Consider the following 12,606-nt stretch of genomic DNA (forward strand, 5'->3'; position numbering starts at 1 on the left):
GGAGGAGAAATGGCGACTTTTACAATATTCGAAGATCAAAATTTAATGGCTTCAGGCAGGTCTGTTATGCACGCCATTATCATCGGTGTTGAGTGGTATCCAGATGCAGAAGTAGTACTTAATGACCTTTCATCACCTGCTCACTCTGCTAGAGCCATTGCTAGTTGGCTATTGGATTGTAAGTCGTATGATGACTATGATGACTATGATGACGAGTACCCTTTAGCTTCATTGTCATTACTAATCACGGAAGCGAATCCAAAGCAATTCCAACATCCTAAAATAACCACTTTAGTACCTGAGCTAGCTGACTCCACAAACGTCAAAAGTGCAATATCAGAGTGGTTCCAAAAATCTGACAAAAATGAAGAAGACATGACACTCTTTTATTTTTGTGGTCATGGAGTAAGTAACGGATTAGGTAGTCAGTCATTACTGCTTAGTGATTATGGCAGGGATAAACTTAACCCAATGGACGGAGCTATTGACTTTAAGAGCTTTGAGCGAGGAATGAAGACTTGTGCAGCCAGTAGGCAATTATATTTTGTTGATGCATGTAGAAATACTGCCCATATTGCAAAAAATACCCAACAAGCGGGCCTGCCAATGGTTTCCTCCAACATCAACCGAGCCTATCAAAGTAATGTTCAACCAGCTATCTATTACGCAACAGTGGAGGGCGAAAAAGCTTATAGTAAAAAAGATCAAGTGAGCTTTTTTACTGACGCTCTTATTCGCGGCTTAAGGGGAGGAGGAAGTGACAACCGAGAAGCTGATGGTCGTTGGAGAATTTCTACAACCGATCTGTTCAAGTCGATACACTTTAGTATAAATCATCGAAATCCCGATCACGACCTACTACCTCAGGCCAAGTTTAGCATGTTTTACTTCCATATTTTGGATGATGAGCCTGAAGCGCATGTACTAGTATGTTGTAACAATGGACAAGATAATGATAAAGCAAAAATGGAGTGCTTAAGTAATGGTAAAGTGACTGATTTTAGAAATATTTTAACTCCTGAGTGGTGGGAAATATTTAAAATACCAGGTCAATACGACTTTAAGGCATTTATTAGCGCCAGCACTGGGCAGTGTGATGGTGTCTATATAAGTCCTCCCTATAAAAAAGTTAACGTGTGGGTATCGCCATGAAAAAGGAAGTTGCGATTCGTACTCAGCTTGTCGGAGCAAACTCAACGTCACCAAATAGAGTTATGGGCACGCTTTATTCGTTAGAAAATCAAAAGAGTAAGAGAAAGTTTATTACAGATGTGATACTGCCCATTCAGGATTACGCAAATAACGACCCATTTTTTATGGATGTGCCTGATGCAAAAGGACCTGGGGAGTACTTGCTTCAATTGAACCTTCCTGATGGCGACATCATCAATGAAATTTTCGCATATGATGGTAACGACGAAGGTCCCTTAGAGATTTATTTGCCTGACAAGGGAAAAAGAGAAGCGTCACCTTGGCAAGCTCAGATTCTGGGGGAGTCAAACTTTCACTTGCACCGAAGGCTCCAAGGTGAATTTATTGACGGCGTTCCTGCTCCTTCACTAAGAGTTTACATCGCAGACTTGAAGGAGATTATGCATGGATATGATTCTCAGTATGAGTTTTGCAGTAAACTAATACTGGGAGAGCCGGATAAGGCTCTAGACTTGTGCAAGCTAACTATAAAAAAACAAGTTTTTCCTAAAAAGGTAATTGATGGGGCGCAGTTTTTCGTTTTTCATGGGGATTTTTTGGACTTTACCCCTTTTTGTGAGAAGTCTCAACGCCCACTTTTAATTGTCCGAACAAAATCAAGCCTTAAATGGATACTTATTCCATTTCCTTGGCATTATCACGGCTGGGTGATTCCAATCGAATTGTTATTTTCACCCACTTCGTATGATTTTGATTTGTCTGTTTCTGTACAGCATCCAACCATAAATGGCGCGTTGGGATATTTGCGTCAAGGTGCGAGCTTTCGAGGCGCAAATTTATTACAAGCAGAAAAAATGCTGTATGAAAAGATTAGCTCGCCGATAGCAGCGGCACTTAACGGTTACTTACTGTTTCAGAGCTACAAAAGGGACTCCTTTGGGGATGAAATACCTAGATGGTGCGACTGGATTAACAACCTTAGCAATAGGTTCAAGTGGCTACCGGACGGGGCAATTTTAAAAGCGGCTCTGTTTACGCAATTCAAAGTCGGCGATAGAGATGAAGCCTATAATGCGGCTATTGATGCATATAACCATGGCTTACCTTATTTCTCTTTCGGCATCGAGCTATTGCTTGATGTGATGCACTTCTTTGCAAACGAAGACGAGTCGCAAGCGAAAGACGTGATTCCTCATCTTGATATTATTGCAAGCCGAATGGATGCTAAAAGCATTTTTAGTTCTTTGACGATAACATCGACTACGCAGGTCAATAACGTTTTGTCAGGGGCGGGTAATGACTAAATTTATTAACGTTTCTATGTTACCAGCGAAAGAAGGTGATTGCTTAATTGTAGAGTATGGTGATGGCAGCAGCCACAAGCACGTATTGATTGACGCTGGTAGAGCCTGGACCTATGAACATGCCCTAAAGCAAACGTTAACCGCACGAAATATAAAGCAATTAGAACTTTTGGTTGTCTCACATGTGGACAGAGATCATATTGATGGTATGCAAAAACTACTGACAGATACTGAGATAGATTTAACTGTAAAAGAAGTGTGGTTCAACACTTATTTGCACTTGGAAGACAAGTCGTTAAGCGACGAAATTGACGAAGATGACGTGGAGTCTTTTTCAGTCAAAATGGGTGAATATCTTAGTACGTCAATCTTGAAAAAAGGTTGGCCGTGGAACAGCAGTTTTCAAGGTAAGTCAGTAAAGGTTGAAAACGCTACTGATTCAATACATTTGTCTGGACTAAGCATAAGTTTGTTGTCGCCCACTAATGAAAAGCTTAGTGCTCTGAAGAATACGTGGGAGCGAGAATGTGAAAAGGCAGGTCTAGTGCCGGGGTTTGGAGTTGAAGATTACGAAGCCTTAAATGATGACGTAGAGTCTTTCGACATATTAGATATTGATGAACTTGCGACAAAACCTTTTAAAGGTGATAGTGCAGTGCCCAATGGTTCAAGTATTGCGTTTGTTTTGGACTATGATAACAAACGCGTTTTATTTGCGGGCGATGCTCATGAAGATGTCCTTGTTGATGAAATAAAAGCATTGGGATTCAGCGAAGCTAACAAGCTAAAACTGGATGCATTTAAAGTTTCGCATCATGGTAGCAAAGCTAATATCTCAAAAGAGTTATTATCATTGGTTGAATGCAAAAACTTTTTGATTTCTACCAATGGCAACTATTTCAAGCACCCCAACGACGAGGCAATTGCCAGAATAATTAAATTCGGTACTCCAGGCCTTACATTGCATTTTAACTACAACACTCAGCACAACAAGCATTGGGACAAACGATATTACAAAAAAGAATATGGGTACCATACAAAGTATCCAGAGCATGATGAAGACGGTTTTTACTCATTACTCATTGATTAAAAAGATCGCTATGTTCCCCTTAACTGTGGTTAGTATTTCATCTGAAACTCTAACCACCTGAGTTTGCGATGATTAACGTTAAAACCATCGTTTAGAATTTCTGTTGTAACCTACTGATTTATAACCTTTCATAAAGTTAGCAACACTTAAAGGGAACATAGCCAAAAAGATACATGAAGAGGGGGAGCAATGACCCAGAAGAGAATAATTTTATGTCTGGATGGGACTTGGAATAATACTTACACAGAGTCTGAACGGGATGACGGAGATTCCGTCCTTAAACCTACCAATGTACTTAAACTTGCTAGAGGCGTGTTGCCCATTGATGAATCGGGTGTATATCAGGTGGTTTATTATAACACCGGTGTAGGTGGGAGAACGCAATATCCGGGTTTTGCAAACAGTACCCTTAACAAGATAGATAAAGGCTTGGGAGGTGGTTGGGGGGCAGGTTTTGAGACCAATATCGAAGATACTCTCACTTTCCTCATTAACAATTATTCAAAAAAGAGTGCATCTAAAGAGCCAGACGAAATTTTTATTTTTGGTTTTAGTCGCGGTGCCGCTACTGCCCGGGTTCTGTGTAAATTTATAGACTGGCTTGGCGGCATCCCATCTAAAAAAGACGTTTACTATATTCCTATCATTTTTAGGGAGTATCTTCGCACCGAGGGTAAAAAGCCTGCAAAAGGTGTAATCAATGAAATAAACAATCCTGCGGACAAACCAGCTAGAAAGCGGATTTCCAGCTTGAACGAAATATCAATTTCAATGTTGGGGGTATGGGATACTGTATTTTCGTTGGGCTCAAAAACTATTAATTATGGCCGCAAACGGTATTTAATTGATGAAGTCCCCCCTAACTGCATCAAACATATCTACCATGCAATCTCAGTTGATGAAAGACGGGCAGACTTTAAACCTGAGATTTGGTCTGATGTGACTTCAACTGAACAAGTGATGGAACAAAGATACTTTCCTGGTGTTCACTCAAATATTGGCGGCGGCTATGTCAACGATGGATTAGCTAACTGTAGTTTTCAATATATGTTGGATAAAGCGGGTACATTAGGGGTGGAGTTTGATAGGTCATTCACCAATAAATATAGAGCGTATCCTAAAGATAAATTATATAAGTCCAAAACTCTGTTTTACTACGTTTTGGACGGTCTTAGATTTAAGGATGGGAAAAGGGAAATTAAGATTGATAATGAAAGTATTACAATTGATGTTTCAGTCATAGAGAGAATGCTTTCTGACCCGAGTAAACGAAACAGCAAAGGCGAATTGATTCATAAGAATTTAATTGAGTTTTATCGTCCTGAAAACATCATCAAACTTATTAAATCAATAGAAAACCCTTTTAGTTATTGCCTGTCAATTTGGGAAAAACAAAAGGAGAAAGCGATGGATGAATCGCAAAAAGAAAAGTTAAGAAATCTTTTCGAAGAACTTAAAATTAATTCTTTAGAACAAATTCTTTAGAACAAATTCTTTATATACCTGTGATCATTGAAGATGCTTGATTTTCAATAGAATCAGGATCATGCTACCAACCATGAAAATTACACTGACTCCTCAGCAGAAACTACAACTCGAACAAATGCACGACATTGAACGTGATAGCCGAGTTTGCGACCGTATAAAGGCTGTTTTGTTGGCTTCTGAAGGCTGGAGTCAAACCATGCAGTTAATCGAGCATTTGACTGAGAAAACCTATTCTCATACGCATCAAATTGTCGCCTACGTTAAAGAGACATTTGGACTTGATTACACGGTCTCTGGAATGAACAAATGGCTTCACCACAATGGTTTTAGCTACAAGCAACCGAAAGGCGTTCCACATAAGTTTGATGAAGCAAAACAACAAGCATTCATAGAGGCTTATGAAGCGCTAAAGACAAGCTGAGGCAAGGATGAGTCGATAGTCTTTATTGATGCCGTTCACCCAACACTATCAACAAAAATATCTCATGGCTGGATACGAACTGGTCAGGATAAAGTGATTGAAACAACGGGCAATCGCAGTCGATTAAACATTATTGGCGCACTGAACCTTTCGGATATTGGTGCAACCATTGTTCGCGACTATGGGAGCATTAACAGTGAATCGATTGTTCGCTTTTTCTGTGAGTTAAGAAAGAGTTATCCCTTAGCCCATAAGCTTCATATCATCTTGGACGGTGCGGGATATCACCGAAGTGACTTAGTCAAAGATGCGGCGTTTGTCCTGAATATTGAACTGCATTATCTTCCACCTTACAGCCCAAACCTCAACCCAATAGAGCGGCTATGGAAAGTTATGAATGAGCAATCGAGGAACAACGTTTACTTCAAAAGGAAACGGGACTTCAAGGCTGCGATAGAGCAATTTTTTGCTGTGACTCTTCCAGAGATCGCAGGCTCTTTGACATCGAGAGTTAATGATAATTTTCAGGTTCTCAAGCCAGCATCTTCAAGTTGATTCGGTATAAACGTTAATTCAGGGAACGAGAAACTGTCAGGTGAGTAACGAAAAACGTTATAAATCTAAGTTAGGCATATAGACGGCTAAAGCATCTATGCGAAATTCATTAGTTCTAAGTACGTTTATCGGTATTTTTAACGAGCCATTGACTTATGACTGATAAAAGTTCGCTCTTCTTTTCAACGAGATAAAATTTAGCCTTGAAGGTTCTGGTATTTGCAAATGGTGCTTAAGGTACACCTTGCTCCTTAAGCACGGCTTCAATGGCAATTGCCATTTTACCTTATAGGTATTTGGCCTCGAATTCTGCTAAAGCTTCTTCGTTTGTGTAGTGTTGCGCGGGATAGCACATTTGCAGCGCGCCAGTTTCTTCATCAATGATTTCAATGATGTCTCGGTTACGTCTAGCGATAAGGTGAAGTTGTTCTATTAGCATAACAATGCTCCTTACTGTGAGAGTGAAATGGAATAGCGCGCTACAAAACCAAGCTATCATATTTGCAATCGCCCACAAGCGCAGAGCGTTCAAATAAAAACCACAATAGGATATTGATGAGAGAGAGTTAGGCGTAACTACTTATGCCTCCTGATGAGGCGTTCTTCCGTCCTAACGGTTAATAAGGAGTATGAAATAGAGTTTGCTCCTTTCTCATTGGTACAGAGACCCAATGTATACACGAGCAACTCACGTCGTTATCGGTGGGTTTAATTTCTAGAGTTAGACCCACCGATTTTTCTTTCGGTCTCTACGCCGATCACGTCTGTATGAGCACCTGTTTTTAGGTTATCGTTTCTCGTAGCCTATATTCCTTTCTTTTGCTGTTACTCATTATTCTTGGTTCAAGATATTCCAGTTCTCCTTATCGTTGCCTTACACCAGATGCAAACGCAATAGCGTTTAGATACTGTGCACACCTGCAATTAAAGGAGAATTTACATGATGAAGAAATTATCGCCCACCTCAAGCCTGATGTTCTCGCCAATTGGTAAGGCAGAAATGCTTTCAGAGAACCTTAAGTCGAAAGGGAGGTGACAGTGATACAATGATGTTTAAACGTACATCACCACTTCGTCTAATTTCAGTTAAGAAATTAGACGAAGTACCGAAAGCCGCTTCAGCCTAGGAGTGGCAAGCCATCCAGAACACTCTCGCTGGAAGTATCGAGAAGTTCGGGCACTATTCGGTGATTGAGTACGATAGCAGACGACAACGTTCCGGTGCTGCTATTCCAAATGCCAACTCAATACATAGTGTTTTATTGATGCATAACGACAACACATAGCCTCTGGTGGAGGATGCAATAAGCCCAAATACAGCTGTCGACTGTGCCACCAGTTTGAACGAGGATGCAACACGCCCACGGTTCCACAAAAGGTGGAAAGCGTTCAAAACATTAAAGTGAGGATGCAACAAGCCCTTCGCTCTCTAAAAGAGAGAACACCTTAATGCTCCGACGTCATCATTTATCGAAACAGCTTCTGGCTGCGCATAAGCGATGTGTTGTTTGTTTTTACTAGGTTAATCAATGGAGCACACTTCACGCTGGAAAGCCTGAAAGTGTGCCATTCTTACCCATCACACATAATGTGGAGAGAGTTAAGTGTTAAGTAATCACACATTCAGCCAACTCGGCTAAATTATTTTTGCCCCAAAGTGAGCCAGACTATTTGCTTAGTCCTACTATCCACTCAAAATGTAACCTAAGTTTTCTAGTGGCTAGATTCAAATTCAGTTTAGTGAACTCGAATCGATCGCAAAAACTATGGGTTTGTCTTGTGCTTCGTAACAAAGATTTTATTTAGTGGGCTTACAGTACCAGCGAAGTGTTCACCAATTACATGCGTATAGATTTGTGTCGTTGCTACACCTGAGTGGCCTAGCAATTCTTGAACAGTACGGATGTCTACAGATAGCCATTGAAGGGAAGGTAATCATCCATAAAGTTTGATTAAACACGTTGGTATACTTTTACCAAGAGCATGAGCTAATGAAGCGCCAATACCTTGCTTATTATCGTTTCTCTGTATTGTTGATACTCTCTCTATTTGATGTTGGAGTGATGGGATTAGGGCGGGGTGATCTGCACCAGCCAGACTGGACATTTCATTAAGCGACATTTTGCTGTTCAAAGTTAACTGGGCTTAGATACCCAAGAGCACTGTGCCTTCTCGTCCGGTTATAATCAACTTCTATGTACTCGAAGATAGTTTGACGCATCTCTTCTCTGGTCATGATCGGCTCATATTGGATCGCTTCAACCTTCATTGAATGGAAGAAGCTCTCAACACAAGCGTTATCCCAGCAATTTCCTTTCCTGCTCATACTTTGCTTTAGATTATAAGCAGTGATTAGGTCTCGATAGTCTTTTGAACAATACTGACTACCTCGATCACTGTGAACGATAACCTGCTCAGGGAAACCGCGACGGAACAAGGCCATTGATAGTGCATCACTGACCAGTGTAGACGTCATTCGGGTATCCATTGACCAGCCGATTACTTGTCTTGAGTAAAGATCAATGATTACAGCCAAATACAGCCAGCCTTCACTTGTGGCAATATAGGTGATATCTCCCGCCCACTTTTGATTCGGAGACTCAGTGTTAAAATTCTGAGCTAATAAGTTCGGGGCAACTGGCATTTTATGTTTGCTATCTGTCGTACATTTAAACTTGCGTGCCGCTTTCGGCGTTAAACCTTGACGCATCATACTGGCGGCAATGGTTTTTACATTACGGTTATCACCATTCTCAGCCAGATCTTTCTGGATGCGCCTTGAGCCATCACGACCTTTACTATTGTCAAACGCGTCTTTGACTTTTGTATCAAACTGTTGGCGTATTGCCTCGCGCTGGATTGCCTTGTGGCGATGCTTAATCCAGTAATAAAACCCACTTCGTGAAACCTCGAACACCTTAGCCATGCGGACGACATTGAAGCACAGCAGGTGTTCGAGCATAAATTCATAGCAATTTACTTTAGATTTCTCGCGATGTATGGAATCCACTCATTCTCTGCAAAACTTAGGCATAGGCAGGAACATGAAAGCGAGGAGTCATCATGCTAAGAACGAACGTCATCGGTATAGATTTATCAAAAAACGTGTTACAGGTTTGCCATATTAGCCGCCAAGGAGAACTGCTCAGCAATAAAGCAGTAAGCAGGCAGAAACTTAAGGAGTTACTCGCTAAATCTAAGCCATCTCTTGTTGCTCTAGAAGGCTGCGCTAGTTGCCACTACTGGGGCAGATACGCTGAGTCTTTCGGCCACGAAGTACGGATAATCAATCCGAAAAAAGTGAAGGCATATGTTGATGGCCATAAAACTGATGCCAATGATGCTCTTGCCATTGCTAATGCGGCGCTCCAGATAGGAATAAAATACTGCAAGCCCAAATCAATGGAGCAACAAACCTTGATGTCTCTTGAAGCAAATCGCCAGTTTCTATCAAAAACCATTGTGTCATTGGGGCTGCACATCCGAGGCATCATTAACGAGTACGGTATCGTCAAAGCAAAAGGTACTAAAGGGCTGGCTGCATTGGTCACTTCAACACTCTATGAAAGCGATGTTCTGCCAGCAAGCTTAGTCACAACCTTGTCGATGCTATGGCAGCAATACCTTAACCTGAAAGATGAACTGAGCAAGCTCCAGAAATCCATGAACTCGACAACTCGTCAGATAGAACCTTGTAAAAGGCTCATGGCACTGGAAGGTGTCGGTGAAACAACAGCTTCCATGCTCTACGCTACTTTAGGTAACGGAACGCAATTTACCAATAGGCGGCAAGCTTCAGCGTTTGTTGGGCTAACACCGAAACAATACAGTTCAGGCGGTAAAGTGACGATGCTGGGCATAGATAAGTTTGGCGCTGTCAAAGATCTCCGTTCAATGCTATATCTTGGTGCCATGGCATATATTTACCGATTGCCCGAATCGCCAAATAACCAAAATCAGGCATGGCTTATCAAGTTAGTCAATAGAGTTGGGTTCAAAAGAGCCTGTATCGCCTTGGCAAACAAGACGGTCAGGGCAGCTTGGGCAATGCTCCACTATGAAACGGAATATCAGCCCAAGCCATTATCTATTTAGCTATATGAATTAACAGATTATAAATAATGATGTTCAATGGTTAGACCAGCCTACTGAGACCCTGACTACTTCGCAATGCTATGAAAAGCTTCTTTCGCGACAAGGACGTTAGGTGCGCACACATCAAAGGTTAGAAGGTAGCTCCTTCAATAAGAAACCGAATATACGACCGCATCTTATCCACTGCACATTTTTATCTTGTAAAACCCGTGGATTCCATATACGAAGTAGGTGGCGGCCTTTTTTACGATATCTAGCTCTTCAGCTTGCTCAGCCAATTGCCTTTTAAGCTTGGCGACTTCAGCGGCCAGATCTTTTTCACGCTGACTGGTACTGATGTCTTTCTTCGAGTTCTTCAGCCACCCGTAGATCTGAGAACTGTGCAACCCGAGCTGTCTCGCTGCCGCAGCTACACCCACTTTCTCTGCTAGCTTAAGGGCTTCTACCTTAAATTCAGGGGAATGTTTGATTCTAGTTTTGTTAGTTGTCATTGTTCACCTCGTTAGTGATTGTACTCACTTAACTCGGTGTCCAAAATTGCTGGGGCGGATCAGCCCACTCAGGAGGCTCGAACCTTTCACTGTGCATATTTCTATTACCGGCAAACCCCTCTTGTCATCATAGAGGTTGATATCAGCGATATTAATGACAGGCACAGTCTGGGCTCAAGACTATTTGGTTTTTCTGAAAATGGTAAAGATGGACTGGCTCAAGTAATGAAAGCATGTTCCGAGAAAGGCGTTCGTTGGTATCCCAAAGCAAACGAAGCTCATTGTTCAGCAGTGGTAGAAATTAAGCATACATCTAGAACCAAAAAAGTCGATGGTGAAATGGTTCATAGAACTGAAAGTGAGTATAAAACCGCGTGGATAGAAACTCTGGATAGAGCCGTTAAGAGAGTATTAACACGGTAACCAAGGACAGTAAGAGGAGAATGTGGTTGCTAAATGAATTAATCACTACTATGACTATATGAGTCTAATTGCTTTTAATTATTTAGACCTAATAAAAAGATGTGTATAAGGACTGGTTTACGCTATCGATTAAACAATGTGAATTGTGTTTCCACAACAGAATAAAAATCAATTGGCGATTCAGGAATTTAGAAAGGTAAACATACTGCACTTAAAGGGCTCATCAGTGTTTGCAATGCTTACGATGTTACAAAGGGGAAAAGTATGCGTAAGAAAAGTGTTCTGTTATATACGCTAATCGCACTAAGTATCTCTGCATGCAATACTAAAATTGTTTCGGATCGTTACATAGTTGACCGTACGGTGATGTTGACGGACAAAGAGGGCGGTCCGATTCCTCCATTGTGTAAAGAAGATACGATTTCAGAGAACCAATTGGGTTCGTCCAGTCCAAAAAAAACAGGGATGGTGATAAAGCCCGGTGACGTTATCCATCTGGCAATTTGGTCACCAGGCAGAATGGATCAAGGGAGCAAATCGAAGGATCACATTAGCCCCCCAAGTTACAATATTCTGCGTTTACCGATACGAAAATTTTTCGTTCCAGAGTCTCCAGAAGGTGAAGAAAAAAAGTGGTTTGAAGTCTCTGTACTTAATGATATCGAACGATTAGTCCTTGCTAATGCTCTTACGACAAACCGGAATGCTCTGCTGGGTGATAATCCGTCACGTGAATGGATACAAAAATATATGGTCGAGTATGAAGCAGCATTATGGAATGCATTTGTCGATTCCATGCGAATAAGACGTGTCGACCTAGTTGGTAAAATTAAGGATTGCACCGACAACGGCAAAGCTAGGGAATTAACTGCTAAAGATATGGAGTATATGCGCCAGAGCATTGTTTCTTTAACTTTCGATATGAGTAAATTGCTCGGAAGTCTAGAGGAAAATGATAGTGCTGTGACGAGCTTTAAGAAGGCTTTCGATTTTGAAAACAAAGCAGCTGATATCTTGGGCTTTAAGGAAAGTGCGAGTACTCCATATTCTGCCTTGGCAGGCAAAAAGGTACAGGCGAAGGATCGTAACCAAGCATACTACTTGACACCCTTTCATCCTGCTTTCCAATCATTTTTGAACTTAGTATCTGTGGAAGTGAATGGAATCGATTTCAGAATGCAACAAATGCCGGAGCGTGCGTGGTCTCTGCATGACGTGGAAGCATCTGGTATATGCGGTGATGGCGCCAAAATTAGAGCGTTTACGTTTCGTAATGATAGAACCTTTTCCGTCGCCAATTACTCCGAAAAGGCGGGTTATGAAGTTAAGCGACTTAACGAAAACCGAATCAAGAATAACAGTGAACAAGACAAACGACCCTACCAAGTTGGGACACAGATAGGACCAAAGAAAAAAGGTCTGCTATCAATTTTCGCTGTTAACTCAATACACCGATACGATCTAACAAAAATCTATATTTCCGACATTGAACAGATTGTTTGGGAAGGTATACCAGAAAAAGGGGATATAGCGAGTCTTAGAGCGCGCTGCTTGATGGATTGATCCTGCTTATCTTATAAAAAGGGG

At 41.4% G+C, this 12,606-nt stretch carries 10 protein-coding genes and 3 pseudogenes; 9 read left to right on the forward strand and 4 right to left on the reverse strand.

What is annotated here, in order from left to right; all coding sequences use genetic code 11:
* The first annotated feature begins 9 nt into the window (after nt 1–9).
* The 5 genes and pseudogenes from KHN79_RS16990 (at nt 10) to KHN79_RS17010 (ending at nt 6,010) form a co-directional block, all read left to right on the forward strand.
* Entirely contained in the window at nt 10–1,152 is a 1,143-nt protein-coding gene (locus KHN79_RS16990; protein ID WP_182010084.1) for a caspase family protein, read from the forward strand.
* Nucleotides 1,149–2,456, forward strand: a complete 1,308-nt coding sequence (locus KHN79_RS16995) for a hypothetical protein (protein ID WP_182010083.1) — start codon at nt 1,149–1,151, stop codon at nt 2,454–2,456. The genes KHN79_RS16990 and KHN79_RS16995 overlap by 4 nt, the downstream gene beginning before the upstream one ends.
* The gene (locus tag KHN79_RS17000; protein WP_182010082.1) at nt 2,449–3,546 is read left to right on the forward strand and encodes an MBL fold metallo-hydrolase; all 1,098 of its coding nucleotides are present in this window, start codon (nt 2,449–2,451) and stop codon (nt 3,544–3,546) included. The genes KHN79_RS16995 and KHN79_RS17000 overlap by 8 nt, the downstream gene beginning before the upstream one ends.
* A gap of 189 nt (nt 3,547–3,735) precedes the next feature.
* Nucleotides 3,736–5,031, forward strand: a complete 1,296-nt coding sequence (locus tag KHN79_RS17005; RefSeq protein WP_182010081.1) for a DUF2235 domain-containing protein — start codon at nt 3,736–3,738, stop codon at nt 5,029–5,031.
* Nucleotides 5,032–5,104: 73 nt separating this feature from the next.
* Nucleotides 5,105–6,010 (forward strand): annotated as a pseudogene (locus KHN79_RS17010) (IS630 family transposase).
* Nucleotides 6,011–6,296: 286 nt separating this feature from the next.
* Here KHN79_RS17010 and KHN79_RS17015 read toward each other — a convergent pair.
* Together KHN79_RS17015 and KHN79_RS17020 are read right to left on the reverse strand one after the other, a co-directional pair.
* Nucleotides 6,297–6,449 carry a hypothetical protein gene (locus KHN79_RS17015; protein ID WP_182010080.1) on the reverse strand — a complete coding sequence of 51 codons (153 nt, stop codon included), beginning with the start codon at nt 6,447–6,449 and terminating at the stop codon, nt 6,297–6,299.
* A gap of 1,325 nt (nt 6,450–7,774) precedes the next feature.
* Complete coding sequence (locus tag KHN79_RS17020; RefSeq protein WP_182010142.1) at nt 7,775–7,915, reverse strand: hypothetical protein; 141 nt, start codon at nt 7,913–7,915, stop codon at nt 7,775–7,777.
* A gap of 86 nt (nt 7,916–8,001) precedes the next feature.
* Between KHN79_RS17020 and KHN79_RS21770 the strand changes: the two genes are divergently transcribed.
* Entirely contained in the window at nt 8,002–8,124 is a 123-nt protein-coding gene (locus KHN79_RS21770) for a hypothetical protein (protein WP_259345767.1), read from the forward strand.
* Here KHN79_RS21770 and KHN79_RS17025 read toward each other — a convergent pair.
* Nucleotides 8,121–9,005, reverse strand: a pseudogene (locus tag KHN79_RS17025) (IS3 family transposase); the annotation flags it as partial. The gene KHN79_RS21770 and the pseudogene KHN79_RS17025 sit on opposite strands and share 4 nt — an antisense overlap.
* A 68-nt stretch (nt 9,006–9,073) precedes the next feature.
* Here KHN79_RS17025 and KHN79_RS17030 point away from each other — a divergent pair.
* The gene (locus KHN79_RS17030) at nt 9,074–10,105 is read left to right on the forward strand and encodes an IS110 family transposase (protein ID WP_182010079.1); all 1,032 of its coding nucleotides are present in this window, start codon (nt 9,074–9,076) and stop codon (nt 10,103–10,105) included.
* 222 nt (nt 10,106–10,327) lie between these two features.
* Here the strand turns inward: KHN79_RS17030 and KHN79_RS17035 are convergent.
* A pseudogene (locus KHN79_RS17035) lies at nt 10,328–10,596 on the reverse strand (transposase); the annotation flags it as partial.
* A gap of 36 nt (nt 10,597–10,632) precedes the next feature.
* On the opposite strand from KHN79_RS17035, the gene KHN79_RS17040 reads away from it, so the two are divergent.
* Nucleotides 10,633–11,019 (forward strand): hypothetical protein, encoded by a 387-nt coding sequence (locus KHN79_RS17040; RefSeq protein WP_244812772.1) that lies wholly within the window; start codon nt 10,633–10,635, stop codon nt 11,017–11,019.
* A gap of 264 nt (nt 11,020–11,283) precedes the next feature.
* Nucleotides 11,284–12,582: a hypothetical protein gene (locus KHN79_RS17045; RefSeq protein ID WP_182010078.1), complete on the forward strand. Its 1,299-nt coding sequence runs from the start codon at nt 11,284–11,286 to the stop codon at nt 12,580–12,582.
* Nucleotides 12,583–12,606: the final 24 nt, after the last annotated feature.

This window comes from Vibrio sp. B1FLJ16 (assembly GCF_905175385.1).
GTDB lineage: Bacteria > Pseudomonadota > Gammaproteobacteria > Enterobacterales > Vibrionaceae > Vibrio.